We start from the raw sequence: 25831 nt of genomic DNA on the forward strand, positions 1-25831 counted from the left end.
CTCTGCCCCATCGCTGGGCAGCCTGCACCGCCGCGACGCGCGCGGCGGAAGCCCTTATTCACGGGGTTTTACGCCTTCAGGAGTAAAACATGCCAATAATAGCGCCGTAAGATTAAATTTTGCTCAATCGCAATTTCACGTTGCGTTTATCCCGATTTTCCTGGCCCGCGCCGAAGTGGCGTAATCCCTGCAATACTTAATTCAGTATCATGTGATACGCCCCGCCCAGGAGCATATTTTGAACAGGTTACCTTCCAGCGCATCGGCTCTGGCCTGCAGCGCACACGCATTGAATCTCATTGAGAAGCGAACGCTCGATCATGAGGAGATGAAATCACTTAACCAGGAGGTCAGAGAATACTTTAAAGAGCATGTGAACCCAGGATTTTTAGCGTATCGAAAATCGGTCACTGCTGGCGGGGATTACGGAGCCGTAGAGTGGCAAGCGGGAGGGTTAAATACGCTTGTCGACACTCAGGGACAGGAGTTTATCGACTGCCTGGGTGGGTTTGGGATTTTTAATGTAGGGCACCGTAATCCAGTTGTCGTTTCCGCCGTCGAAAATCAACTCGCTAAACAACCTCTTCATAGTCAGGAACTGCTGGACCCGCTGCGGGCCATGCTGGCAAAAACCCTCGCGGCCTTAACGCCCGGCAAACTGAAATACAGCTTCTTTAGCAATAGCGGCACCGAATCGGTCGAAGCGGCGTTAAAGCTGGCGAAAGCTTACCAGTCTCCGCGCGGCAAATTTACCTTCGTCGCCACCAGCGGCGCGTTCCACGGTAAGTCGCTGGGCGCGCTTTCCGCCACCGCGAAATCCACTTTCCGTAAGCCTTTTATGCCGCTGCTGCCGGGATTCCGGCACGTACCGTTCGGCGATATTAACGCCATGCGCACGTTGCTGAGCGAGTGCAAAAAGACCGGCGATGACGTCGCGGCGGTGATCCTTGAGCCCATTCAGGGCGAAGGCGGGGTGATTCTGCCGCCGCCGGGCTATCTGCCCGCGGTGCGCAAGCTGTGCGACGAGTTTGGCGCGCTGCTGATCCTCGATGAAGTACAAACCGGCATGGGGCGCACCGGCAAGATGTTTGCCTGCGAGCATGAAAACGTCCAGCCGGATATTCTGTGCCTTGCCAAAGCGCTGGGCGGCGGGGTGATGCCGATTGGCGCCACGATCGCCACCGAAGAGGTGTTCTCGGTGCTGTTCGACAACCCGTTCCTGCATACCACCACGTTCGGCGGCAATCCGCTGGCCTGCGCGGCGGCGCTGGCGACCATCAACGTGCTGCTGACGCAAAACCTGCCCGCGCAGGCGGAGCAGAAAGGCGACATGCTGCTGGATGGCTTCCGTCAGTTGGCCCGCGAATATCCGGATCTGGTGAATGAAGTTCGCGGCAAAGGCATGCTGATGGCGATTGAGTTTGTCGATAACGAAATCGGCTATGACTTTGCCAGCGAGATGTTCCGCCAGCGGGTACTGGTGGCCGGAACGCTGAACAACGCCAGGACGATCCGCGTTGAGCCACCGCTGACGCTGACGCTGGAGCAGTGTGAACAGGTGCTAAAAGCGGCCCGCCTGGCCCTGGCGGCGCTACGCGTTTCGGTAGAAGAGGCGTAGTGGCGCCCCTATGTCCGCAATATATGTCCCCTCACGCTATCCCATAGCAAAGGTTAGCGTGAGGGGACAGTCTTACACCTCCGGCAGCAGGCCGATAAAGCTGCGCTTCTGCCGCGGCTTCGACATCAGCGCCTCCAGCTTCTCTACGCAGGCCAGATAGTGCGGGGTTTTCTTGTGCGCCAGCACCGCCTCATCGTCGATATAGGCTTCATAGATAAAAAAGCGCGTCTTCACCTCCGGGTCCTGCAGCACGTCAAAGCGCAGATTGCCCGGCTCCTGCAGCGCCCCTTCGTGGTTGGCACGGAACACCTCACGAAACTCGTCGACCCGTTCCGGTTTGATATTGATTTCCACCAGCGTTACGTTCATTGCAGCTCTCCCTGTTTTTCCTCCTGCCAGAACTGATACGCCTCGCGGGCGCTCAGGTTCTCATGCACCACTTTTTTCACCGCCTTCAGCATCGCGCGCGGCGCGCTGGACTGGAAGATATTCCGCCCCATATCCACGCCGGATGCGCCCTGGTCGATCGCCCGCCAGCACATCTCCAGCGCCTCCTGCTCCGGCAGCTTTTTGCCCCCGGCGATGACGATCGGCACCGGGCAGCTGGCGGTGACTTTCTCAAAGCCTTCCTCAACAAAATAGGTTTTCACGAACTGCGCCCCCATTTCGGCGGCAATGCGGCTGGCCAGCGAGAAGTAGCGGGCGTCGCGGGTCATCTCTTTGCCCACGCCGGTTACCGCCAGCACCGGCATACCGTAGCGGTTGCCGGCGTCCACCAGCTTGATGATGTTGTTGATCGACTGATGCTCGTGCTCGCTGCCGATATAGACCTGCGCCGCCACCGCGCAGACGTTCAGGCGCAACGCGTCCTCCATCGCCACCGCCACGCACTCGTTGGAAAGTTCGCTGAGGATCGAGTTGCCGCCGGAAGCACGCAGCACCACCGGTTTGTTGGTCGCCGCCGGCACCTGACTGCGCAGCACGCCGCGGGTACACATCAGCACGTCGGTCTCTTCGAACAGCGGCGCGATAGAGAGATCGATCCGCTCCAGCCCGGTGGTCGGCCCCTGAAAATAGCCGTGGTCGAACGCCAGCATCACCGTACGGTTGCTCTGCGGATTGAAGATACGCGCCAGCCGCGACTGCATCCCCCACTCCAGCGACCCGCAGCCCTTCAGCGTATAGAGGGTGTTCTGCTGCGGACGGTCTAAGCCGAAGTTTTTTCCCTCTTTGATATCGTCTAAATCAGCCATCTCATCCTCCATCAGAAATCGTAGTTATTGATATTCTCTTTGGTGAACACCACCCGCTCCGGCAGCAGCACGATGCCGTTGCCTTTCGCTTCATACTGGTAGCCCTGCACGCTGTTCGGCTCGACTTTCAGGGCGCCGAGATCTTTCACATCGACGCTGTCGCCAACGTTAAGATCGCCCTTTTTCAGCAGACGATCGGCGACGTTAACCGCGATCTTGCCCTGCTGCACCACGTCCCACAGGCCGAAGGCTTTTACCGTGCCGCGATCCACGTAGGGGCGCATCACGTTCGGCGTGCTAAAACCAACGATCGCCACGCCCTGGCGCTTGAGGTTTTCCGCCGCCTGGGCGGCCGCCGGGAGCGCGTTGGCGTCAGGAGCGATAATAGCGTCGAGATCCGGGTACGCTTTTAAGATCCCCTCGGCGGTTTGCAGCGATTTAGTGGCGTCGTTATAGCCAAACTGGGTGGTCACCACTTCCCACTGCGGATGTTCTTTTTCAATTTTGGCCTTCGCCTCTTTTACCCACTGGTTCTGGTCGGTCACCGTCGGGCTGGAGTAGAAAAACGCCACTTTGGCGGTGGGTTTCGTCACCTGTTTTTCCGCCATCTCCACCAGCAGGCCGCCGAGCTGCTGCGGCGTCCCCTGGTTGATATAGATGCTCCGGCACTCCGGTTTGGTATCGGAGTCCCAGGTCAGGACCTTGACCCCGCGCTGCATCGCCCGCTTCAGCGCCGGGCACAGGCCGTCCGGCGATACGGCGGAGACGATAATCGCGTTGTAGCCCTGGTTGACGAAGTTGTTGATCAGCTGTACCTGGCCGGAGACGCTCGGTTCGGTCGGGCCGTCGTAGGTGACGTCCACGCCGAGCGCTTTGCCCGCCTCTTTCGCGCCGTTGCCGCCGCTGGTAAAGAAACCGACACCGACCAGTTTTGGAATAAAGGCGATGCGGTCCGCCGCCTGGGCCGATGCCATACCCAGCGCCATCGCCATCGCCAGCACCATCAGTTTTGTTTTCATTTTATGCTCCGATTGTTTTACGCGAGAAAAGACGCCGCCAGCTCATCCGCACCCATTCACGGTGCAGGCTCAGCGAACGCCCCATCACCACCACAACCAACAGCGCCCCTGACAGCGCGCTCGACACCTGGTTGGGGATGCCGACCATTTGCAAACCTTGTTGTAAATAGCCCACCAGCAGCGCGGCCAGCGCCGTGCCGATGATCGAGCCGGAACCGCCGTAGATATTGGCCCCGCCGAGCACCGCGGCGGTCAGCGCCGGCATCAGCAGGTCGCGGCCTAAGTCCGAGCGCGCCGAGCCGAAATAGGAGACCATCACCAGCGCCGCCACCGCCGACGCCACGCCCACCAGGCCATACAGCGCGTAGGGCATCCCGTTAACGGAAAGCGCGGCGTAGCGCGCGGCGCGCGGGTTCTGCCCGAGCAGAAAAAGGTGTCGCCCAAAGCGCCCGCGGTGGGCCAGCAGCCAGAAGAAAAAGGTGATAACGGCGAACAGCACCAGCGGGATCGGCAGGCCGAACAGGGTCAGGTTGGCGAAGGCGGTAAAGCTGTCCGGGAATCCGCCGATGCCTTCGTAGCCGGTGGCCCCGGCCATGCCCGAAAGCAGCAGCGCGCCGCCGCCGTAGAGGTACAGGGTGCCGAGGGTTATCACCAGCGGGCTAATGCCGGTGTAGTGAATCAGCGCCGCGTTCAGCAGCCCGCACAGCAGGCCGAGCAGCAGCGTCAGGGGGATCGCGAGGCTCATCGGCCAGCCCGCCTGCATCATCACCCCCAGCGCGATAGCGCACAGGCCGATGGTCGAACCGAGCGAAATATCAATCCCGCCGCTGATGATCACCAGCGTCAGCGGCAGCGCCACGATGCCAATGCAGATAAAGTCGCTGGTGCTGAACAGCAGCATATTGAGATCCAGCATGCGCGGATTGAGGGCGCCAAACAGCAGGATCTCCAGCACCAGCAACGCCAGCAGCGCGCTTTCCCAGTTGAGCTTCATTTACGCCACCTCTTTGTTTTTGCGTTCGGGAAACGGGGCCACGCGCTTGCCCCCTTTGTTGCCGGGCTGAAAGCGGCTGTACTTCAGCGCCCGCTGATGGCGGGCCAGCGCCTGGCGCAGCCGCCCGTCGAGCACCAGCACGCCGAGCAGCACCAGGCCGGCGATAAAGTCGTTCCACCACGCCGGGAGGCGGAACAGCACCAGTACAGTGTCGATCTGGGTGAGAAAGAAGGCGCCGAGAAAAGCGCCGAGCAGCGTGCCGGTACCGCCCAGCAGCGAGATCCCGCCGAGCACGCAGGCGGCGATGGCCTTCATCTCCAGGCCGCTGCCGGTCTGATTGGGCACAAAGCCGATCTGCGCGGCGAACACAATGCCGGCGCAGGCGGCCAGCATGCCGTTAAGGGTGAATGCCAGCATCCGCGTGCGGTTCACCGCCACCCCAAGCTGGCGGGCCGCGGCGAGGTTATCGCCGACGGCGTAAAAATCGCGGCCAAAGGCGGTGCGCGACAGTATCCCGCCGCCCGCCAGCAGCAGCGCCAGCACCAGCCAGCCCAGCGGCGAAATGCCGATGAACGCCGGTTCCGACAGCGCTTTCAGGCTGTTCGGCAAGCCTTCAATCCACTTACCGCCGGTCCACAGCAGCATCACTCCGCGATAAAGCCCGAGAGTGCCGAGGGTGGCGACAATCGCCGGGATACGCAGCCCCACCACCAGCAGGCCGTTAAAGGCGCCGGCCAGCGCGCCGATCGCCAGCGCGAAGGCGATGGCGGTCATCAGGCCATAGCCGCTATTGAGCGCCACGCCCACCGCGATAGCGCTCAGGCCGACGGTGGAACCCACCGAAACGTCGATATTGCGGGTCAGCATCACCAGGGTCGCCCCCAGCGCCAGCAGGCAAAGGATTTGCGAGCTGGCGAAAATCATGCCCAGGGTTTGTAAGCTGAAATAGGCCGGGTTGAGCGCCACCAGCCCGGCAAACAGCACCACGATGGCGAGAAAGGCGCTCAGTTCGCGATTTTTCAGTAACGTTTTCATGCCTGCCCTCCGAAGGCCAGGGTCATCATCCGGTCAACGCTGACCGCCTGCTGCGCCAGCTCGCCGCTCTGCCTGCCCTGATGCATCACCAGTACCCGGTCGGCCAGGCCGACGAACTCGTCGAGATCGCTGGAGATCATCAGCACCGCCACGTTCTGCGCGGCGACGCTTTTCAGCAGCTGATAGATATCGGCGCGGGCGGAAACGTCCACGCCGCGCGTGGGCTCATCAACGATCAGCAGCAGCGGGTTAGCCTCCAGGCAACGCGCCAACAGCACCTTCTGCTGATTGCCGCCGGAGAGCGTACGCACCGGGCGATCGCCATCGGCCATTTTGATCCCCAGCGCCCGGTGATAGCGCTCCACCACCGCCGCTTCGCGCCGGTTCTGCTGCCACAGCGACGGCTGGTTAAACATCACCGTGTTCCAACGCACCGGCGCATCGAGAAACAATCCGGAAACCTGCCTGTCCTCCGGCAAATAGACCAGCCCGCTGGCCAGCCTGGCGCGCGTGCTGTCGCGGCTGATATCGCGGTTCTCCAGCCACACCCGCCCGGCGCGAGCCGGGCGCAGACCGTAGAGCGTTTCGGCGAATTCGGTACGCCCGGATCCCACCAGCCCGGCGAGGCCGACGATCTCTCCGGCGCGGATCTCGAGGTTGAGATCGATAAAACCTTCCCCGGTCAGATCTTCTACCCGCAGCACCGGGAAATCCTGCGCCTGGGTGCGGCGATTGCCCGGCAGCGCCAGCCACAGCTTTTGCGTGTCGCTCAGGGCTCGATCGCGACTGACGGGCGTCATCGCGCCGATCAGCTGATTGTCGCCGTACTGCGCGGTTTCCCCGCTCAGCACCACCGCGCCGTCGCGCATCACCGAAACGTGGCTGGCGACCTGGCGGATCTCCGGCAGTTTGTGCGAGATAAACACGATCCCGACGCCGAGGGCCTGTAAAGAGCGGATCTGACGAAACAGGCGTTCGGTTTCCCCCGGCGTCAGCGAGGCGGTGGGCTCATCGAGGATCAGGATCTGCGCGTCGCGCATCAGCCCGCGCAGGATCTCCACCATTTGCTGATCGGCCACTTCCAGAGTGCTGGCCGCCACCTCAAGGTTGAGCTGGCAGTTAAGCTGTTGAAGCTTTTCCCGCAGGCGGGTCTCGTTATCCGCCCGCTTCGGCAGACGAAAAAGAATATTTTCCCGCACCGTCAGATTGGGGAATAACATCGGTTCCTGCGGCACCAGATACACGCCCTGCTGATGGGCCTGGGCGGGAGTGAGGCGCGCAAACGCGCGTTCGCCGAAGACAAGCTCACCGCTGTCGGGCGTTTCCACGCCGGCGATAATCTTCATCAGCGTCGATTTCCCGGCGCCGTTGCCGCCCATCAGCGCGTGTACCTGGCCGGAAAGCAGCGTGAAATCAATCTGCTTCAGCACGGTGACGCCGGAGAACTGTTTGCAGATTTGGCGAGCTTCAAGCAGTGGCTTCATCATCGCGCCTCATTTTGAACAAAAGATTTTTTAAATTAATAATGTTCAAAAGCGTAGACGGTGAACTATATTTACAACCGTGCAGCGATCACAGTTTTATGCTTTCGATCGTTTGAATAAAACCAGCGAACAACGAAAGATCGGTTTTGCCAGTCGGCTCACATTTTCCGACCACGCAACAACGAACATATGATCTAAATTTTTATAAGAGTTCACTTTATGAGCGAAAAACGCATTACGGAAGAGAGCCGCTACGCCGGGCTGGCGTTAGCCGAGGAGGAGCTGGTGGCGCGGGTGGCGTGGTGTTACTACCACGACGGCCTGACGCAGAACGACATCGGCGAGCGTTTAGGACTGCCGCGGTTAAAGATCTCCCGCCTGCTGGAGAAGGGCCGCCAGTCGGGGGTGATCCGCGTCCAGATTAACTCGCGCTATGAAGGCTGCCTGGCGCTGGAAACCGAACTTCAGCAGCGCTTCGGCCTGAAAATCGCCCGCGTGCTGCCGGCGCTGAATACGCCCCCGATGAACACCCGCCTGGGGATTGGCGCGGCGCAATCGTTAATGGGCGTGCTGGAGCCGGGACAGCTGCTGGCGGTGGGCTTTGGCGAGGCGACCATGAGCTGCCTGCAGCACCTGAGCGGGTTTATCGGCTCCCAGCAGGTTCGGCTGGTGACGCTTTCCGGCGGCGTGGGCCCGTATATGACCGGCATTGGCCAGCTGGATGCCGCCTGTAGCGTCAGCATGATCCCCGCGCCGCTCAGGGTGTCATCGGCAGATGTGGCGGAGATACTGCGCCGGGAAGCGAGCGTACGCGACGTGATCCTCGCCGCCACGGCGGCGGATGCGGCGGTGGTGGGCATCGGCGCCATCGATCAGCGCCGCGACGCCACCATCCTGCGCTCCGGCTATATCAGCGAGGGTGAACAACTGATGTACGCCCGCAAAGGCGCGGTAGGCGACATTTTAGGTTATTTCCTGCAGGCCGACGGCAAACCGGTCGAAGGGCTGGAGATCCATCGGGAACTGCTCGGCGTCACCCTTGATGAACTGGCGCAGCTGCCAACCATCGTTGGCGTCGCCGGGGGAGAAGAAAAAGCGCAGGCGATTTACGCGGCCCTGATCGGCAAGCGGATTAATGGCCTGGTAACGGAAGAGACAACAGCACGCGCGGTGCTTACGCTGGCCTCATAACGGCCTTGCGCCGCGCAACACGAGCGAGGCGCATGTCATGAGTTACCTGTTAGCGTTAGATGCCGGGACCGGCAGCATCCGGGCGGTGATTTTCGATCTCAACGGCCGCCAGATTGCGGTCGGCCAGGCCGAATGGAAACACCTGAGCGTGGACAATGTCCCCGGCTCGATGGAATTCGATCTCACCACCAACTGGCAGCTGGCCTGCCAGTGTATCCGTCAGGCGCTGGCCGCCGCCCATCTCTCTGCGGAGGATATTCAGTCCGTCGCCTGCTGCTCCATGCGCGAAGGCATCGTGCTTTACGACCGCAACGGCGAGGCCATCTGGGCCTGCGCCAACGTTGACGCCCGCGCCAGCCGCGAGGTGGCAGAGCTCAAAGAGATCCACGACGACCGTTTTGAATCGGAAGTGTACGGCGTGTCGGGGCAGACCCTGGCGCTAAGCGCCATGCCGCGCCTGCTGTGGCTGGCCCATCATCGCCCGGATATTTACCGCAGCGCGGCGACCATCACCATGATCAGCGACTGGCTGGCGGCGAAGCTTTCCGGCGAGCTGGCGGTCGACCCCTCTAACGCCGGGACCACCGGTATGCTCGACCTGTTCAGCCGCGACTGGCGTCCGGCGCTGCTGGATATGGCCGGACTGCGGGCCGATATTCTCTCGCCGGTAAAAGAGACCGGCACCGTACTCGGCGCAGTCACCGACGCGGCGGCGGCGCAGAGCGGTTTGCGGGCGGGAACGCCGGTGGTGATGGGCGGCGGCGACGTCCAGCTCGGCTGCCTGGGACTCGGCGTGGTGCGCGCCGGGCAGACGGCGGTGCTCGGCGGCACCTTCTGGCAGCAGGTGGTCAACCTGCCGGAAGTGCGTACCGACCCGGAGATGAATATTCGCGTTAACCCACACGTCATTCCCGGTATGGCGCAGGCGGAGTCCATCAGCTTCTTCACCGGCCTGACCATGCGCTGGTTCCGCGATGCCTTCTGCGCGGAGGAGAAGCTGATTGCCGAACGCCTCGGCGTCGACGCCTACAGCCTGCTGGAAGAGATGGCCAGCCGCGTGCCGGCGGGTTCCCACGGGGTGATGCCGATCTTCTCTGACGCCATGCACTTTAAGCAGTGGTACCACGCCGCGCCGTCGTTTATTAACCTCTCCATCGACCCGGAAAAATGCAATAAAGCCACCCTTTTCCGCGCGCTGGAAGAGAACGCGGCGATTGTCTCCGCCTGTAACCTGGCGCAAATTTCACAGTTTTCCGGCGTGAAGTTTGACGGCCTGGTTTTCGCCGGCGGCGGCTCGAAAGGGGCGCTGTGGAGCCAGATCCTCAGCGACGTCACCGGCCTGCCGGTACGGGTGCCGGAGGTGCGCGAGGCGACGGCGCTGGGCTGCGCGATCGCTGCCGGGGCTGGCGCCGGGTTGTACAGCGATATGGCGGCGACCGGCGAGAAGCTGGTGAACTGGCATCGGGAATTTACGCCCAATCCGGCGCACCGCGAGCTGTATCAGGAGATGATGGCCAAATGGCAGTCGGTGTACGCCGAGCAGCTCGGTCTGGTGGATAGCGGATTAACGACCTCAATGTGGCAGGCGCCGGGGCTGGCGCGCCGTGCTCCTGTTGTCCCCTCGCCCTAACCCTCTCCCCAAAAGAAGAGGAGAACAGTCCGGACTTATCTGGCCACCGGCGCCATTCCGCCCTTCCTCCTCTTCCTGTGGGAGAGGAGGAAGGGGAACCTTTCGCCGTTCTTTGAATCCCATCACAATCGCCGCACTCCCCTTTTCCCTTTTTGCCCGCGACGGCTAAATTAGTAACTCATCCGACCACATAACAATAATTTTACACTGGAAGAAATTATGAGCCGCTACCCGTCGCTTTTCGCCCCGCTTGACCTGGGGTTCACAACGCTCAAAAACCGCGTGTTGATGGGCTCGATGCATACTGGCCTGGAGGAGCTCCCGGACGGCGCGCAGCGGCTGGCGGCTTTTTACGCCGAGCGCGCCCGCCACGGGGTGGCGCTGATCGTCACCGGCGGAATTGCCCCCGCCCCTTCCGGCGTCACCATGGCGGGCGGCGCGGTGCTGAACGACGCCAGCCATCTCTCCCTCCATCGCCATATTACCGATGCGGTACACGAGGAGGGCGGTAAAATTGCGCTGCAGATCCTGCATACCGGGCGCTACAGCTACCAGCCGAAGCTGGTGGCTCCTTCCGCGCTGCAGGCGCCGATCAACCCCTTTACGCCTCACGCGCTGAGCCACGAAGAGATCCTGCAGCTGATCGATGATTTTGCCCGCTGCGCCCAGCTGGCGCGGGAAGCCGGGTACGACGGCGTCGAAGTGATGGGTTCGGAAGGCTACCTGATTAACGAATTCCTTGCCGCGCGCACCAACCTGCGCGACGACCGGTGGGGCGGCGACTACGCCCGACGCATGCGTTTTGCCATCGAGGTGGTCAGAGCCGTGCGGGAACGCGCAGGCAGCGACTTTATTATTATCTACCGCTTGTCGATGCTCGATCTGGTCAGCGGCGGCAGCACCCTGGCGGAAGTCACCGAGCTGGCAAAAGCCATTGAGGCCGCCGGGGCAACGATTATCAATACCGGTATCGGCTGGCACGAGGCGCGCATTCCCACCATCGCCACCCCGGTACCGCGCGGCGCGTTTAGCTGGGTCACCCGCAAGCTGAAGGGCGCGGTGTCGATCCCGCTGGTCACCACCAACCGGATTAACGATCCCGCCGTGGCGGAAGCGATCCTGGCCCGCAGAGACGCCGACATGGTCTCGATGGCCCGCCCTTTTCTCGCCGATAGCGAATTTCTCTCTAAAGCGCAGAGCGGACGGGCGGATGAGATCAATACCTGCATCGGCTGTAATCAGGCCTGTCTTGATCGGATCTTCGCCGGTAAAGTCACCTCGTGCCTGGTCAATCCGCGCGCCTGCCATGAAACCCTGATGCCGATAGCGCCTGCGACCACACCGAAGCGGTTGGCGGTAGTCGGCGCCGGTCCTGCCGGGCTGGCCTTTGCCGTTAACGCCGCCTCGCGCGGGCATCAGGTTACCCTGTTTGATGGTCACCGCGAGATTGGCGGCCAGTTTAATATCGCCAAACAGATCCCCGGCAAAGAGGAGTTCTACGAAACCCTGCGCTATTACCGCCGAATGCTGGCTCTTACCGGCGTCGCGCTGCGGCTTGAAACTCTGGCGACCGCGGACGATCTGCTGGCATTTGATGAGGTCATCCTCGCCACCGGGATCGCCCCGCGGATGCCGAATATCGAGGGAATCGAACATCCTAAGGTGCTGAGCTATCTCGATGTCCTGCGCGATAAAGCGCCGGTCGGCGAGAAGGTGGCGATTATCGGCTGCGGCGGGATCGGCTTTGATACCGCCATGTACCTCAGCCAGTCTGGTATCGCCACCAGCCAGAATATCGGCGAGTTCTGCGCCGAATGGGGGATTGATAACACCCTGCAGACCGCGGGCGGACTGCGCCCGGAAGGGATGCAATTAGCGAAAAGTCCACGCCAGATAGTGATGCTCCAGCGCAAAGCCAGCAAACCCGGCGACGGGCTGGGGAAAACCACCGGCTGGATCCACCGCGCCACCCTGCTGGCCCGCGGCGTCAAAATGATCCCCGGCGTCAGCTATCAAGGGATCGATGATGCCGGCTTACATGTGACGATCGGCGGCGAATCTCAGGTGCTTAACGTTGATCATGTGATTATCTGCGCCGGTCAGGATCCCCGCCGCGAGCTGGCCGATCCGCTACAGGCGGCGGGTAAAACGGTGCATTTGATTGGCGGCTGCGACGTGGCGATGGAGCTGGACGCCCGACGGGCAATCGCCCAGGGCACCCGGCTGGCGCTGTCAATTTAGGGAAAGAAAACCCGACCGGTAGCCCGGCTAAGGCGTCAGCCGCAAGCCGGGGAAACCGGGGAAGCCGATAAGGCTTAGCGCTGCTTGCGCACCTTTGTCGCTTTCAACACCACAAATTTATTATTGGTGGCGATCGTCGTGCAGTTACCGAACGCGCGCTTCAGCTTGCGGAAATAATCGAGGTGGCGGTTGCCGACAACGTACAATTCGCCGCCGTACTTCAGGCTGCGGCGGGCGTCGTTAAACATCTGCCAGGCAATATGATCGGTGATCGCATGCTGCTGGTGGAACGGCGGGTTACAGAGGATCGCGGCGAAACGGTCCGGCTCAATATCGGACAACGCGTTATTCACCACAAACTCGCAGCGCTCGATGTCATCCGGCAGGTTGGTTTCAACGTTCAGCCGGCTGGAGGCCACCGCCATATAGGACTCATCGGTGAACATCACCCGGGCGTCCGGGTTTAAGGCCAGCGCTTTCAGGCCAATCACGCCGTTGCCGCAGCCGAGATCGGCGATCTCGCCTTCAATATTTGCCGGCAGATGTTCCAGGAAGAAGCGCGCGCCAATATCCAGGCCGCTGCGGGCGAACACGTTGGCGTGGTTGTGGATCGTCCACGGCGTACCGTCCAGTTGCCAGCTATAGGTCTGCGGCGCATCGGCCACCTCAGGCGCGGTAAAGGTACAGAAAATCAGCCGCGCCTTTTTCCATGCCAGCGATGTGGTGGTGGTGCCGAGAATCTTCTCAAACAGCGCCAGGGTGGAATTGTGGACATCCCGCGCTTTCGCGGCGGCAACAATGCGGGTTTCCGGCGTGACAACTTCGCGCAGAGCGCGCAGCTGCTGCTCCAGCAGCGCCAGCTGTTTCGGCACTTTAATGAGCACCAGCGCCGGTGCCGCAGGCAGTTCGCTCAGGGGATCCTGGAAACGTACGCTCTCTTCATCAATACCGTTCATCCGCAGGTTGTAGCGGGTCGCCAGCTCAGATATGTAGGAATCGTTGATGCTGACCGGGTTGCGTTCCGCGAGCGCACAGCCCAGCGCGCCGAAGCTGTCATTGAAAATGAGCGTCAGGCCGTCGACGTCATTCACCTGTTGCAGCAGATATTCATCCGCCGCTTCCCACGCCTGAAGCGCTTCCTCTTCAGCATTTGGCGGGAACCGCTCTAATGTGAATAACTCACCGTTTAACTCTACCTGGCTCATCGCCTCTGTGCCTCCGGAACACTAAAACCCGCGAGTTTATACGCAAACTTCGCCCAGTAGAATAGAGATGCGCCGATTATCTCCTTCTTCCGGGCCACAGTCCGTTACGCCGGGAGGTCGTCCTGCGCCAGGCGTGACAGGCGCTTATCGTCCAGGCTGTACTTGCTCATGATGACCACCAGCAGCGCCACCAGCACGCCGGGGAAGACGGTGAACAGCAGCTTGATCATCTGCAGCGCGGAGTCGGTTTGCTGCGCTGCGCCGCCAACGTAATCGCCCCATGCCAGCATATAGCCCACCAGCGCGCCGCCGATGGCGATCCCCAGCTTGATGGCAAACAGGTTTGTTGAAAAAACGATCCCGCTGAGCTTTTTACCGCTGCGTTTTTCTTCCGCATCGATAATATCGGACAGCATGCTCCACTGCAGCGGCGTAGCGGCCAGCTGAATAATATTGATGATAATCACCAGCGCAAAGATAGCGGCCACGTTCCCCGCCGGGACGAAGTACATGCCTATCAGCAGCGCCGCCTCGATGGCCATCGAGATTTTAAACCCTCTCACTTTATCAATATTTTTAAAGATAAACGGAGAGAGCATCGCCCCCAGCACGCCGGAAGCCAGGGTGGTGGTCAGCAGCAGGCTGCCCAGATCCGCCCGCCCCATAATGTTATTGACGTAATAGAGCGTGGTCCCGCCTTTAAACAGCACCGCAATCAGGTTAACGACGTTGAGCGCGAACAGAATGCGCCAGTCCTTGTTGGCGAGCAGGGTTTTCAGATCATCAAGAATGCTGCTTTGATTGTTGACCGCAATATCCGTGGTGTAACGCTCTTTCGTCAGGCCGAAGCAGATAAAGAACAGGATGATGCTCAGGCACCCCATCACAATCATGGTGTAAAAATAGCCGTTTTGCACGTTACCCTGACCCAGCCAGGCCACCAGCGGCAGCGCGGTGAGCGAGACAATCAAACCGCCGAGCGTACTGAGCGCAAAGCGCCACGACTGGAGCGAAACGCGCTCGCGGGAATCGTTAGAGATATTATTGATCATCGCGCAATACGGAACGTTAATCGCCGTATACACCAGAGATAACAATGTATAAGAAACATAGGCATAAATTAGCTTGCCGGTATAGCCAAAATCCGGCGTATAAAACGTTAAGCAGCAAAGTACGCCAAAAGGAATCGCGAACCATAAAATATAGGGACGGAATTGCCCATATTTAGTCCGGGTACGATCCGCCACCGCCCCCATTAATACATCGGTCACCGCGTCTAATACCCTTACCGCCAGAAACATGGTCCCCATATGCGCCGGACTTAAACCAAATACGTCGGTATAAAACCAGGCCATAAACAACATGACCGTTTGCCAGACTAAATTACAGCCGGTATCCCCTAACCCATAGCTAAATTTTTCTTTAATACTGATACGGACAGTGTTCATCGCGCCTCCGCCAGAAGATCGTTAATATTTGTCCTCTGTACGTTATTGCTTAGGGCTTACCGATTATGTATAAATCATCCTGTTAAATATAAGAAGAGTGTACCCGATGAGTGACGAATCTCCCGTTTTCGAAAAGATCCCCGTGGGCGCCGGTGAGCTATTTACCCTGCGGGTAGATAACATAAATGATTTCAACGGTATAAACGTAGTCCCTCATTTTCATATGATGGACGAGCTGATGTGGTTCAGAGAGTCAGAGGGCAGCTATTCGATTGGTGATGAGAAATTTACGGTAAAAAACAATACCCTGATTTTCGTCCCCGCCTTGTTGATCCATGAAATGACGCTCCCGGCCGCCGCCAGCCACAAGCGTTATCTTATGCAATTCGAAAAAGAGTGGCTCGAGGGATACGACCTGTCGCTCCCCGCCGCCCACTGCGGCGCGGTCGCTTACCTTTCCGGCGAGGAAGCCGAGCGCCTGGAGCTGCTGCTAAGCTGGTGCGGTGAGTTCAGCGACTTCTCCGATTCGCTGTTTCGCTCCCTGATGCAAAGCGTGCTGCTGCATGCTTTTAATAGCCTTAAAGATTCTGTCCCCATTACCGAACGAACCAACCATCGCTACCTCAGCGAGCTTATTGAACTGCTTCAATCCATTGATGAAAATGAAAATTTTGAAATGACGACCGAAGAAGCCGCCTGCCGCTGCCGGTGGTCAAAATCCTGGTTTTCCCGCACCTTTAAATCCGCCTTTGGAATCAGCTTCAAGAAATTTATGCTGCTGCGCAAACTCAATATCGCTATCAACCTGCTGACCAATACCGACCTGAAGATCAGCGATATCTCGCAAAGCGCCGGCTTCACCGACAGCGCCTACTTCTGCCTCAAGTTTAAAGAGATGATGAACGATACCCCGCAATCTTTCCGGCACAAAGTCAGAAGTACTGCTGCCGTGGGCAGTCGGGCGGACAAATAACTCTTTTTTGTGAGCAACATCACCGGATAAGTAGACGTTTATTATATAAACAGAAACAGTCTATATATCCCCTGGGCTGTCGTCTATTTACAATTATCGCTATATTTTGCGCATTAAGGGTAAATACGATGATTCAGAATCCTGTGTTTAGAGGTTTTAATCCTGACCCCAGTATATGTCGGCGCGGCGATGATTATTATGTAGCGGTCTCTTCCTTTGAATGGTTTCCCGGCCTGCCGATTTACCATTCGAGAGATCTTAAACATTGGCAATTACTCACCCACGTTCTTACCGATGATAATAATCCGGATTTAAAAAAGCTGCCCTCCGCCAAAGGTATTTGGGCACCGAGCCTGACCTGGTGTGAAGAGGAAAAATTATTCTACGTTATTTATGGCGTGATGAATTCCATGAATTCGCGATATTTCGATGTAGATAACTATCTTATTACCGCCAGTGAAATCACCGGCCCGTGGAGTGAGCCGGTTTATCTCCACTCAGCCGGGTTCGATGCTTCTATCCTGCACGACAGCGACGGTAAAAAATGGATCGTTTCACTGGAGTGGGAAACCCGCGAAGGTTACGAAAAACCGGGCGCCATTTGCCTGGTGGAGTATTCGCCGCAAAGGCAACGCGTTGTCGGCTATCCGCAGCGAATCTGGCGCGGCGGTACCGATCGCGGCTGTATTGAAGCACCGCATTTGACGCGCCGCGGCGATTATTACTACCTGATGGTCGCCGAAGGCGGCACCGGCTACGGCCATGCGGTCACCATGGCGCGCGCAACGCAGGTCGCCGGCCCCTATGAAGGCGATCCGCAAAACCCCATCGTCACCGCCTGGCCGGAGAATTTTAACGAGCGCCACGACGCAGGCCATCTCAAACCACACTACTTCAATCCGCAAACCTATCTGCAAAAAGCCGGGCACGGCAGCTACGTCGAGACCCCGACGGGCGAAGTCTGGTTAACCCACCTTTGCAGCAGACCCTTCCGCCAGGAGCTGCGCTGCCCGCTAGGCCGCGAGACGGCGATACAAAAGATGATATGGAGCGATGATGGCTGGCTGCGGCTGGCGGCCGGGGGAAACCTCGCTCAGCACCAGGTGGAAGAGTCGAATCTGCCTTCTCAGCCGTTTCCGGCTAAACCAGACAGGGATGATTTTGATGGGCAAACGCTGGATAACGCCTTCTATGCGCCGCGGATCCGCTTTCAGCGCTTTACCAGCCTTGAACGTAAAGCGGGCTACCTTGCCTTACGCGGTCAGGAGTCGCTGAGCTCGCTGAATAAAGTTAGCCTGCTGGCGAAAAAGCTCACCTCGGTATACGCCACTATCGTCACGAAGATGGATTTCAGCCCGGAGATTTATCAGCACAGCGCTGGCCTGGTGCTCTACTACGACAACATGAACTATCTGTTTTTGCATAAAACCTGGGATGAAGCTTCCGGCGCAGCGCAGCTGGCCATCATTTATATGGATAACGGCGAGCGTCACGACGACCCGCAGAAAATCCTCCTTGCGACGGGGGAAGTCTATCTGGCGATGGCTATTAACGGCCGGGAGATACGGTGCTCGTGGTCCGTCGATGGCGAAAAATACCAACACATCGGCGCGGTCTACGACACCTCACGTTTTTCCGATGAATATAGCCGCTACGGCGAGTTTACCGGCGCGTTTGTCGGCATGGCCTGCGTGGATAGCATGCTGCATCGTAAAGAGGCGCTGTTTGACTTCTTTAGCTACCGGGCGGTAGAAGACGCGATAATCGAGTAACGCTGCCTTCTGGCATCCTGCCCGCGCGGGGTGCTAGAATCCCCGGCTGTTGTCGCTGAATGACCCAAACAGGCCGCATGAGCACTTTAACCTATCTCCAGGGCTACCCTGAATCCCTGCTGGCGCAGGTCACCGCGTTAATCAAACAGAACCGTCTCGGCGAAGTGCTGAAAAAGCGCTATCCGCAGGGTCACGATATCAACAACGATAAAGCGCTGTATCAGTACACCCAGGATCTGAAGTCACGCTATCTGCGCGGCGCGGCGCCGATCAACAAGGTGATGTACGACAACAAGATCCACGTGCTCAACAACGCGCTCGGCCTGCATACCGCCATCTCCCGCGTTCAGGGCGGCAAGCTGAAGGCTAAAGCCGAAATTCGCGTCGCCACCGTCTTTCGCGATGCGCCGGAGGATTTTCTGCGGATGATCGTGGTGCACGAGCTGGCGCACCTGAAGGAAAAAGAGCACAACAAGGCGTTCTATCAGCTGTGCTGCCATATGGAGCCGCAGTACCATCAGCTGGAGTTTGATACCCGCCTGTGGCTGACCCAGCTTTCGTTAGAGCGTTCTGCGCCATAGCGCACTGGTTTTGTCATGATGGCGTGCTACAGTGACGAAAGGTCCCTTTTACGGAGTTCGTCAACGTTTATGATACGTTTCGCAGTTGTTGGCACAAACTGGATAACCAAGCAGTTTGTCGATGCCGCCCATGAAACCGGCAAATATAAACTCACCGCCATCTACTCCCGCAGCCTTGAGCAAGCTCAGGCCTTCGCCAGCGATTATCCCGTCGAACACCTGTTTACTTCGCTGGAAGATTTAGCGCAGAGCCCTGACGTTGACGCGGTCTATATCGCCAGCCCTAACTCGCTGCACTTTCCGCAAACCCGCCTGTTTCTGCGCCATAAAAAGCACGTCATTTGCGAAAAACCGCTGGCCTCGAACCTGCAGGAAGTCGAAGCCGCGATGAAAACGGCGCGGGAAAATAACGTGGTCCTCTTCGAAGCGTTCAAAACCGCCAGCCTGCCAAACTTCCTGCTGCTTAAACAGTCGTTTGACAAGATCGGCAAGCTGCGCAAAGCCTTTATTAACTACTGCCAGTACTCTTCCCGCTATCAGCGCTATCTCGATGGCGAAAATCCCAATACTTTCAATCCGGCCTTCTCTAACGGCTCGATCATGGACATCGGCTTTTACTGCCTGGCCTCCGCGGTGGCGCTGTGGGGCGAGCCTCGCGCGGTGCACGCCAGCGCCAGCCTGCTGGAAAGCGGCGTCGATGGTCAGGGCACGGTCGTTCTGAGCTACGGTGATTTTGATGTCACCCTGCACCACTCGAAGGTAAGCGATTCCGCCATCCCGAGCGAAATCCAGGGTGAAGCCGGCGCGTTGGTGATCGAAAAAATCTCCGAATGCCAGAAAGTCTGCTTCGTGCCGCGCGGCGGCAAATCTCAGGATCTCACCCAGCCGCAGCATATCAATACTATGCTGTATGAAGCGGAGGAGTTCGCTCGTCTGGTCGAAGCCAACGAGGTGGCTCATCCGGGTCTGGAAGTGAGCCGCATCACGGCGAAGCTGCTGAGCGAAATTCGTCGCCAGACCGGCGTGGTCTTCCCGGCGGATAGTCAACCCGTGGCGTAAAGCTGTGTAAATGGTCCGTCGGCCTCCATTGACGCCATTTATAACCTGTAATACTTTGTTACGCGCAAAGGGGAGTAACTTCCTTGCCGGCCGATCGTCATTACGATGCGTGAAAAACCGCATCCGGTCGCCGGGCAACAGATTCTTGTTGTAAGTGAGACCTTGCCGGAAGGCGAGGTCTATGCATAAAAGCGCAGCGGCTGCCGTCTTCCGACGTCAGCCGTTTTGTTTTTATGTAAGGAATATCGTAATGAATACTGTCGGCACACCGTTGTTATGGGGCGGATTCGCAGTGGTCGTGGTCATCATGTTGGCTATCGATCTGCTGCTGCAGGGACGGCGTGGTGCGCATAGCATGACCATGAGGCAGGCCGCTGGCTGGTCCATTCTCTGGGTTACCCTCTCGCTGTTGTTTAACGCCGCTTTCTGGTGGTATCTGGTGCAGACCGAAGGTCGCGCCGTGGCCGACCCGCAAGCGCTGGCGTTCCTCACCGGCTATCTGATCGAGAAAGCGCTGGCGGTGGATAACGTCTTCGTCTGGCTGATGCTGTTCAGCTACTTTGCCGTTCCGCCTGCGCTACAGCGCAGAGTGCTGGTTTACGGCGTACTGGGCGCGATCGTACTGCGAACGATCATGATCTTCGCCGGCAGCTGGCTGATTTCCCAGTTCGAGTGGCTGCTCTACGTCTTCGGCGCGTTCCTGCTGTTTACCGGCGTGAAGATGGCGCTGGCGAAAGAGGATGATTCCGGCATCGGCGACAAACCGCTGGTGCGCTGGATCCGTAATCATCTGCGCATGACGGATAAAATCGAGGGTGAGCGCTTCTTTACCCGCCAAAACGGCGTGCTCTACGCGACGCCGCTGCTGCTGGTACTGATCCTGGTTGAGCTGAGCGACGTTATCTTTGCCGTGGACAGTATTCCCGCCATCTTCGCCGTGACCACCGATCCGTTTATCGTGCTGACCTCGAACCTGTTCGCGATTCTCGGCCTGCGCGCCATGTATTTCCTGCTGGCGGGCGTCGCGGAGCGCTTCTCAATGCTGAAGTATGGCCTGTCGGTGATTCTGGTATTTATCGGCATCAAAATGCTGATCGTCGATTTTTACCATATTCCCATCGGCATTTCGCTGGGCGTGGTTGGCGGAATTCTGACGTTGACGCTGCTTATCAATGCCTGGGTTAATAAGCAGCACGATAAGAAAAAGCAGCTGCAGTAAGGCCTGAACGGCCGGGTGAAGACCCTTTTCATCCGGCCAGCAACTTTCTCCGCGTATTATTCTTACTCATGTCACAAAATAGTTAATATACAGTTAAAAAATAAGATCTCAGCGCAGGTAACAGCATTTTACCCTTCCCCAATAGCGTTCTTTCCGTATACTCAACCAGGCAAACATTTATTTACATCCGGACATAAACGTGACCAATAATACGTCGCCGGGACGGACAGCAACATCACTGGAAGGAATGAAGCATGGCAACACAATCACCCCGCTCGACCCTGCTACGGCGGCTGGCTCAGGGTAGCCTGGTCAAACAAATTTTAATCGGTCTGGTGCTCGGCGTACTGCTGGCGACGGTCTCAAAACCGGCCGCCGTGGCGGTTGGGCTGCTGGGCACGCTGTTTGTCGGCGCGCTGAAAGCGGTAGCGCCGGTGCTGGTGCTGATGCTGGTCATGGCCTCCATCGCCAACCACCAGCAGGGGCAAAAAACCAGTATTCGCCCGATCCTGTTCCTCTATCTGCTGGGGACATTCGCCGCCGCGTTAGCCGCGGTAGTGTTTAGCTTTATCTTCCCGTCTACGCTGCACCTGAACGCCGCGGCAGAGAGCATCACTCCGCCATCGGGTATCGTCGAAGTCCTGCGCGGGCTGCTGATGAGCATGGTTTCCAACCCGATAGACGCGCTGCTGAACGCCAACTATATCGGGATTCTGGTGTGGGCCGTCGGTTTAGGATTCGCGCTGCGCCACGGTAATGAAACCACCAAAAACCTGATTAATGACGTTTCTCACGCGGTGACCTTTATCGTTAAAGTGGTGATTCGCTTCGCGCCGCTGGGCATCTTCGGCCTCGTCGCCTCGACGCTGGCGACCACCGGTTTTGAGACCCTCTGGGGTTATGCCCAACTGCTGCTGGTACTGGTTGGCTGCATGCTGCTGGTGGCGCTGGTGATTAACCCGCTGCTGGTGTTCTGGAAAATCCGCCGTAACCCCTACCCGCTGGTGCTGCTCTGCCTGCGCGAAAGCGGCGTTTACGCCTTCTTCACCCGTAGCTCCGCCGCCAATATCCCGGTGAATATGGCGCTGAGTGAAAAGCTGAACCTGGACCGCGATACCTACTCGGTTTCCATTCCGCTGGGCGCCACCATCAACATGGCCGGCGCGGCGATTACCATTACGGTACTCACCCTGGCGGCCGTGCATACGCTGAATGTTCCGGTAGATCTGCCGACCGCGCTGCTGCTGAGCGTCGTCGCTTCGCTGTGCGCCTGCGGCGCTTCCGGCGTGGCGGGCGGTTCGCTGCTGCTGATCCCGCTGGCCTGTAACATGTTCGGCATTCCGAACGATGTGGCCATGCAGGTGGTCGCCGTGGGCTTTATTATCGGCGTATTGCAGGACTCCTGCGAAACCGCGCTGAACTCCTCCACCGACGTTCTGTTTACCGCAGCCGCCTGTATCGCCGAAGACGAACAGATTGCCAAAAACGCCCTGCGCAACTGATTCCCTCCCCCTCCGCTAACGCGCGGAGGGGGTCTCTCCCTGTACCGCCTTTTCGACTTTAAACGGGTCGATTCCCCGCTTTTGCATCCGCCGGAAACGGATGATGTTCATACCGTTCATCAACAGGAAGCTGCCTTCAATCAGGGTGCCGCCGATCGAGCCCAGCCAGAAGTTGTGGATTACCCAGCAGGCGGTCGCGCACCACATGACGCAGCGGACGGTTAACCCCGAGCAGCGAAAGAGCGCCCAGGTGCTGGCCAGCGTGCCAATAATCGGCAGCAGCTCCATAGCATGCTGCAGCTTCGCCAGCCCCAGTACCAGCGTGAGTACGATAAACAGGGCCATCACCCACATCCTGCGGGTACGCATGGAGACCAGGGTGCGGACGGTATTCAGCTCGGCGCTCATTCCCGCCGGCCACGCGCCCATTAAAAAGAAATGCACGCCAATGGTGGCGCTATAGACAGCCAGCTGCAGCTTAAAGCGGCGCTCATCGCGGTTGAAAAAAGTCGTAATCCCGATCAGAAAGGCGATAACGCCGACGCCCTGGGCAAGCCAATACGCGGTCATGAAAAGTCCTTATAAAACAAAACGGCGCATCATTATCTGAAACGCCGCTTTTAAAAACGAGTGTCACGCTATTACCTGTGCCTGTTTATCAGGCCTACAACGTCACGCCGCTTTTAAATATCGCCAGCTCGCGGAAATCATTCCGCTCATTACAGGTCTGCTTACCGTTAGCGAAGTCCACAATGGTATCGACGAACTCCTCCAGCAGCTGCGGCATCGCTTTACCGTGAATCAGCTGACCGGCATCGAAGTCGATCCAGTGCTTTTTCTTCGCCGCCAGTTCGCTGTTGGTGGCAATTTTCACCGTCGGCACGAAACCGCCGTACGGCGTGCCGCGCCCGGTACTGAAGAGCACCATATGGCAGCCCGCGCCGGCCAGCGCGCTGGTCGCTACCGCGTCGTTGCCCGGGGCGCTCAGCAGGTTAAGACCGTGAACTTTCAGCCGCTCGCCGTAGCGCAGGACGTCAACCACCTGGCTGGAGCCCGCTTTCTGCGTGCAGCCCAACGATTTATCCTCAAGCGTAGTGATACCGCCCGCCTTGTTGCCCGGCGACGGATTCTCGTAAATCGGCTGGTCATGGGCGATAAAGTACTGCTTGAAATCATTGACCATCGTCACCAGCTTGCCGAAGGTCTCTTCGTCGCGACAGTGGCTCATCAGCAGCTGCTCGGCGCCGAACATTTCCGGCACTTCGGTCAGGACTGTGGTGCCGCCGTTGGCAATCAGATAATCCGAGAAGCGGCCCAGCATCGGATTAGCGGTGATGCCGGACAGACCGTCAGAACCGCCGCACTCGAGACCAAACTTCAGTTCGCTCAGCTTACCCGGCTCGCGCTTGTCATGGCGCATCACGTCATATAGCTGACGTAGATGCTCCAGCCCGGCTTCTACTTCATCATCCTGGTGCTGACAGATCATAAAGTGAACGCGCTCAGGGTCGAATTCACCCAGCGTTTCGCGGAAGGCGTCGACCTGATTGTTTTCGCAGCCCAGACCGACCACCAGTACCGCCCCGGCGTTCGGGTGACGCACCATGTTTTGCAGCATAGTGCGGGTGTTAATGTGATCGTCCCCGAGCTGCGAGCAGCCGTAGGTGTGGCTGAAAAGGTGAACGCCGTCGATACCTTCCGCGTCGTTGGTTTCCTTCAGAAAACGGTTCTGCATCTGGCGCGCCATGGCGTTGACGCAGCCGACGGTCGGCAGGATCCACAGCTCGTTGCGCACCCCGACTTCGCCGTTAGCGCGACGATAAATCTGGATGTCGCGATCCGCCGGCTGTGCGGCGGGCTCGCTAAGATCCGGTTGATAGCTATACGCGTCGAGATCGCTCAGGTTAGTACGCGTATTGTGGGAGTGAATATGTTCCCCCGGCGCAATATCCGCCAGCGCATGTCCTATCGGCAGACCATACTTAATGACGTTGTCTCCTTTCGCAATCCCGCGCAGCGTAAACTTATGCCCGCGCGCAATATCCTGAGCCAACGTGACCGTATCGCCGTCAATGGTGACTACCGTGCCTGCCGCCATATCCGCCAACGCTACCGCGACGTTATCGTGCGAATGGATTTTAATGTATTGCATATCAACCGACCTCTGGTCTTAGTTCAGTTCAATGGCGAAGTAGTCACGCGCATTGTTAAAGCAAATGTTTTTCACCATCTCGCCCAGCAGCTGAATGTCCGCCGGGGCTTCTCCCGCTTCAACCCAGCGGCCAATCATCTGGCACAGGATGCGGCGGAAGTATTCATGACGGGTGTAGGAGAGGAAGCTGCGGCTATCGGTCAGCATGCCGACAAAGCGGCTCAGCAGGCCAAGCTGCGCCAGCTGGGTCATCTGACGTTCCATACCGTCTTTCTGATCGTTAAACCACCAGCCGGAACCGAACTGCATCTTGCCCGGCATGCCTTCGCCCTGGAAGTTGCCGATCATGGTGCCCAGCACTTCGTTATCGCGCGGATTCAGGCAGTAGAGGATGGTTTTTGGCAGCAGGTTTTCTTCGTTCTGCTTGCTGAGCAGTTTGGACAGCTCTTCCGCCATCGGACGGTCGTTGATGGAGTCAAAACCCACATCCGGCCCTAACAGCTTGAACTGACGCAGGTTGTTATTGCGCAGCGCGCCGATGTGATACTGCTGTACCCATCCGCGGCGGGCATATTCCGCGCCGAGGAACACCAGAACCGCGGTTTTGAACTGCGCGACTTCATGCTCGCTGAGAGCTTCACCGGCCAGACGGCGCGCCAGGATGCTATCCAGTTCGCTTTCGTTGGCTTCCGCGAACAGCACCACGTCCAGCGCGTGGTCAGAAACTTTACAGCCGTGAGCGGCAAAGTGATCCAGACGTTTGGTCAGCGCGGACTGGAGATCGGCAAAGCGGCGGATATCGGTGTCAGACACGTCGCCCAGCTTCGCCATGTAGTCGTTGAAAGTTGCCTGCTCAATGTTGAACGCTTTGTCCGGGCGCCAGCTCGGCAGCACCTTGACGGAGAATGAGCTGTCTTTCGCGACGGAGGCGTGATGCTCCAGCGAATCGACCGGATCGTCGGTGGTGCCGACCATTTTCACGTTCATCTGCTGCATGATGCCGCGAGCGGAGAAGCTCTCCTGCGCCAGCAGATCGTTGCACTGATTCCAGATTTCATCCGCCGTTGCCGGCGAGAGCACCTTACCTGTAATACCAAAAGGGCGGCGCAGCTCAAGATGGGTCCAGTGGTATAACGGGTTGCCGATGGTATGCGGTACGGTGGCCGCCCAGGCGTCAAATTTCTCGCGATCGGAGGCGTCGCCGGTACACAGACGCTCGGCTACGCCGTTGGTGCGCATCGCGCGCCACTTGTAGTGATCGCCTTTCAGCCAGATGTCATACAGATTTTTGAAGCGATAATTCTCGGCAATCTGCTGCGGCGGCAGGTGGCAGTGATAGTCGAAAATCGGCTGGTCTTTCGCGTAATCGTGGTACAGGCGGCGGGCAAACTCGGTATCAAGCAGGAAATCTTCGGTCATAAACGGTGTCATTTTCGTGTCCTCTTCGCCCCCGGA

Annotated in this window: 21 protein-coding genes; 10 read left to right on the forward strand and 11 right to left on the reverse strand. The window is 58.6% G+C overall.

The features are described from left to right. Positions 1 to 238 precede the first annotated feature (238 nt). The gene (gene ygjG, locus CMQ96_RS12455; protein WP_049089047.1) at positions 239 to 1618 is read left to right on the forward strand and encodes a putrescine aminotransferase; all 1380 of its coding nucleotides are present in this window, start codon (positions 239 to 241) and stop codon (positions 1616 to 1618) included. A 72-nt stretch (positions 1619 to 1690) separates the two neighbouring features. Here ygjG and lsrG read toward each other — a convergent pair whose 3' ends face one another. The 6 genes from lsrG to lsrA are packed head-to-tail and all read right to left on the reverse strand — an operon-like array spanning position 1691 to position 7403. Beyond that, entirely contained in the window at positions 1691 to 1987 is a 297-nt protein-coding gene (lsrG, locus tag CMQ96_RS12460) for a (4S)-4-hydroxy-5-phosphonooxypentane-2,3-dione isomerase (protein WP_098066884.1), read from the reverse strand. Beyond that, positions 1984 to 2871, reverse strand: coding sequence for a 3-hydroxy-5-phosphonooxypentane-2,4-dione thiolase (lsrF, locus tag CMQ96_RS12465; RefSeq protein WP_004125444.1), 888 nt, complete (start codon positions 2869 to 2871; stop codon positions 1984 to 1986). The genes lsrG and lsrF overlap by 4 nt, the downstream gene beginning before the upstream one ends. Before the next feature lie 11 nt (positions 2872 to 2882). Then, positions 2883 to 3890, reverse strand: a complete 1008-nt coding sequence (lsrB, locus tag CMQ96_RS12470; protein WP_098066885.1) for an autoinducer 2 ABC transporter substrate-binding protein LsrB — start codon at positions 3888 to 3890, stop codon at positions 2883 to 2885. Between the two features lies 1 nt (position 3891). Beyond that, positions 3892 to 4884 carry an autoinducer 2 ABC transporter permease LsrD gene (lsrD, locus tag CMQ96_RS12475; protein WP_049113935.1) on the reverse strand — a complete coding sequence of 331 codons (993 nt, stop codon included), beginning with the start codon at positions 4882 to 4884 and terminating at the stop codon, positions 3892 to 3894. Further along, positions 4885 to 5919 (reverse strand): autoinducer 2 ABC transporter permease LsrC, encoded by a 1035-nt coding sequence (gene lsrC, locus CMQ96_RS12480; protein ID WP_004135938.1) that lies wholly within the window; start codon positions 5917 to 5919, stop codon positions 4885 to 4887. Continuing rightward, positions 5916 to 7403, reverse strand: coding sequence for an autoinducer 2 ABC transporter ATP-binding protein LsrA (lsrA, locus tag CMQ96_RS12485; RefSeq protein WP_064343424.1), 1488 nt, complete (start codon positions 7401 to 7403; stop codon positions 5916 to 5918). Before lsrA ends, lsrC begins: the two co-directional genes overlap by 4 nt. A gap of 219 nt (positions 7404 to 7622) precedes the next feature. On the opposite strand from lsrA, the gene lsrR reads away from it, so the two are divergent. The 3 genes from lsrR (at position 7623) to CMQ96_RS12500 (ending at position 12465) form a co-directional block, all read left to right on the forward strand. After that, positions 7623 to 8594, forward strand: a complete 972-nt coding sequence (lsrR, locus tag CMQ96_RS12490) for a transcriptional regulator LsrR (protein ID WP_024358708.1) — start codon at positions 7623 to 7625, stop codon at positions 8592 to 8594. A 37-nt stretch (positions 8595 to 8631) separates the two neighbouring features. Then, complete coding sequence (gene lsrK / locus CMQ96_RS12495) at positions 8632 to 10224, forward strand: autoinducer-2 kinase (protein ID WP_098066886.1); 1593 nt, start codon at positions 8632 to 8634, stop codon at positions 10222 to 10224. Positions 10225 to 10443: 219 nt separating this feature from the next. Next, on the forward strand, positions 10444 to 12465 hold the full coding sequence (locus CMQ96_RS12500) for an NADPH-dependent 2,4-dienoyl-CoA reductase (RefSeq protein ID WP_098066887.1): 2022 nt from the start codon (positions 10444 to 10446) through the stop codon (positions 12463 to 12465). A gap of 74 nt (positions 12466 to 12539) precedes the next feature. Here CMQ96_RS12500 and rlmG read toward each other — a convergent pair whose 3' ends face one another. Further along, positions 12540 to 13670 carry a 23S rRNA (guanine(1835)-N(2))-methyltransferase RlmG gene (gene rlmG / locus CMQ96_RS12505; protein ID WP_004135930.1) on the reverse strand — a complete coding sequence of 377 codons (1131 nt, stop codon included), beginning with the start codon at positions 13668 to 13670 and terminating at the stop codon, positions 12540 to 12542. Between the two features lie 104 nt (positions 13671 to 13774). Next, positions 13775 to 15118, reverse strand: a complete 1344-nt coding sequence (locus CMQ96_RS12510) for a glycoside-pentoside-hexuronide (GPH):cation symporter (protein WP_049085101.1) — start codon at positions 15116 to 15118, stop codon at positions 13775 to 13777. Positions 15119 to 15224: 106 nt separating this feature from the next. Between CMQ96_RS12510 and CMQ96_RS12515 the strand changes: the two genes are divergently transcribed. The 6 genes from CMQ96_RS12515 to sstT all read left to right on the forward strand — a co-directional run bounded on the left by CMQ96_RS12515 (position 15225) and on the right by sstT (position 22224). Continuing rightward, positions 15225 to 16091: an AraC family transcriptional regulator gene (locus CMQ96_RS12515; protein ID WP_049089042.1), complete on the forward strand. Its 867-nt coding sequence runs from the start codon at positions 15225 to 15227 to the stop codon at positions 16089 to 16091. A gap of 128 nt (positions 16092 to 16219) precedes the next feature. After that, positions 16220 to 17863, forward strand: coding sequence for a glycoside hydrolase family 43 protein (locus CMQ96_RS12520; protein WP_004135923.1), 1644 nt, complete (start codon positions 16220 to 16222; stop codon positions 17861 to 17863). A 77-nt stretch (positions 17864 to 17940) separates the two neighbouring features. Further along, positions 17941 to 18444 carry a M48 family metallopeptidase gene (locus CMQ96_RS12525; protein WP_004135921.1) on the forward strand — a complete coding sequence of 168 codons (504 nt, stop codon included), beginning with the start codon at positions 17941 to 17943 and terminating at the stop codon, positions 18442 to 18444. Positions 18445 to 18513: 69 nt separating this feature from the next. After that, positions 18514 to 19503: a Gfo/Idh/MocA family protein gene (locus CMQ96_RS12530; RefSeq protein ID WP_024358713.1), complete on the forward strand. Its 990-nt coding sequence runs from the start codon at positions 18514 to 18516 to the stop codon at positions 19501 to 19503. Between the two features lie 250 nt (positions 19504 to 19753). Then, on the forward strand, positions 19754 to 20722 hold the full coding sequence (locus CMQ96_RS12535) for a TerC family protein (RefSeq protein WP_024358714.1): 969 nt from the start codon (positions 19754 to 19756) through the stop codon (positions 20720 to 20722). Between the two features lie 254 nt (positions 20723 to 20976). Continuing rightward, on the forward strand, positions 20977 to 22224 hold the full coding sequence (gene sstT / locus CMQ96_RS12540; RefSeq protein ID WP_082237627.1) for a serine/threonine transporter SstT: 1248 nt from the start codon (positions 20977 to 20979) through the stop codon (positions 22222 to 22224). A gap of 15 nt (positions 22225 to 22239) precedes the next feature. Here sstT and CMQ96_RS12545 read toward each other — a convergent pair whose 3' ends face one another. From CMQ96_RS12545 to uxaC, 3 genes are all read right to left on the reverse strand, one after another. After that, entirely contained in the window at positions 22240 to 22794 is a 555-nt protein-coding gene (locus CMQ96_RS12545; RefSeq protein WP_004135916.1) for a YgjV family protein, read from the reverse strand. Between the two features lie 94 nt (positions 22795 to 22888). Further along, complete coding sequence (locus tag CMQ96_RS12550; protein ID WP_064411709.1) at positions 22889 to 24376, reverse strand: UxaA family hydrolase; 1488 nt, start codon at positions 24374 to 24376, stop codon at positions 22889 to 22891. A gap of 18 nt (positions 24377 to 24394) precedes the next feature. Beyond that, positions 24395 to 25807: a glucuronate isomerase gene (gene uxaC / locus CMQ96_RS12555; protein WP_004135913.1), complete on the reverse strand. Its 1413-nt coding sequence runs from the start codon at positions 25805 to 25807 to the stop codon at positions 24395 to 24397. Positions 25808 to 25831: the final 24 nt, after the last annotated feature.

It is taken from the genome of Klebsiella sp. MBT K-1 (assembly GCF_002556465.1).
Lineage (GTDB): Bacteria > Pseudomonadota > Gammaproteobacteria > Enterobacterales > Enterobacteriaceae > Klebsiella > Klebsiella grimontii.

Bases quoted from the DNA above. Each gene is read 5' to 3' on its own strand.
- CMQ96_RS12525 (WP_004135921.1), top strand. From the start codon at position 17,941: ATGAGCACTTTAACCTATCTCCAGGGCTACCCTGAATCCCTGCTGGCG.
- CMQ96_RS12515 (WP_049089042.1), top strand. From the start codon at position 15,225: ATGAGTGACGAATCTCCCGTTTTCGAAAAGATCCCCGTGGGCGCCGGT.
- CMQ96_RS12550 (WP_064411709.1), bottom strand. From the start codon at position 24,376: ATGCAATACATTAAAATCCATTCGCACGATAACGTCGCGGTAGCGTTG.
- lsrK (WP_098066886.1), top strand. From the start codon at position 8,632: ATGAGTTACCTGTTAGCGTTAGATGCCGGGACCGGCAGCATCCGGGCG.
- CMQ96_RS12545 (WP_004135916.1), bottom strand. From the start codon at position 22,794: ATGACCGCGTATTGGCTTGCCCAGGGCGTCGGCGTTATCGCCTTTCTG.
- lsrB (WP_098066885.1), bottom strand. From the start codon at position 3,890: ATGAAAACAAAACTGATGGTGCTGGCGATGGCGATGGCGCTGGGTATG.
- lsrF (WP_004125444.1), bottom strand. From the start codon at position 2,871: ATGGCTGATTTAGACGATATCAAAGAGGGAAAAAACTTCGGCTTAGAC.
- CMQ96_RS12500 (WP_098066887.1), top strand. From the start codon at position 10,444: ATGAGCCGCTACCCGTCGCTTTTCGCCCCGCTTGACCTGGGGTTCACA.
- CMQ96_RS12510 (WP_049085101.1), bottom strand. From the start codon at position 15,118: ATGAACACTGTCCGTATCAGTATTAAAGAAAAATTTAGCTATGGGTTA.
- lsrR (WP_024358708.1), top strand. From the start codon at position 7,623: ATGAGCGAAAAACGCATTACGGAAGAGAGCCGCTACGCCGGGCTGGCG.
- CMQ96_RS12530 (WP_024358713.1), top strand. From the start codon at position 18,514: ATGATACGTTTCGCAGTTGTTGGCACAAACTGGATAACCAAGCAGTTT.
- CMQ96_RS12535 (WP_024358714.1), top strand. From the start codon at position 19,754: ATGAATACTGTCGGCACACCGTTGTTATGGGGCGGATTCGCAGTGGTC.
- lsrC (WP_004135938.1), bottom strand. From the start codon at position 5,919: ATGAAAACGTTACTGAAAAATCGCGAACTGAGCGCCTTTCTCGCCATC.
- CMQ96_RS12520 (WP_004135923.1), top strand. From the start codon at position 16,220: ATGATTCAGAATCCTGTGTTTAGAGGTTTTAATCCTGACCCCAGTATA.
- sstT (WP_082237627.1), top strand. From the start codon at position 20,977: ATGGCAACACAATCACCCCGCTCGACCCTGCTACGGCGGCTGGCTCAG.
- lsrA (WP_064343424.1), bottom strand. From the start codon at position 7,403: ATGAAGCCACTGCTTGAAGCTCGCCAAATCTGCAAACAGTTCTCCGGC.
- rlmG (WP_004135930.1), bottom strand. From the start codon at position 13,670: ATGAGCCAGGTAGAGTTAAACGGTGAGTTATTCACATTAGAGCGGTTC.
- lsrD (WP_049113935.1), bottom strand. From the start codon at position 4,884: ATGAAGCTCAACTGGGAAAGCGCGCTGCTGGCGTTGCTGGTGCTGGAG.
- uxaC (WP_004135913.1), bottom strand. From the start codon at position 25,807: ATGACACCGTTTATGACCGAAGATTTCCTGCTTGATACCGAGTTTGCC.
- lsrG (WP_098066884.1), bottom strand. From the start codon at position 1,987: ATGAACGTAACGCTGGTGGAAATCAATATCAAACCGGAACGGGTCGAC.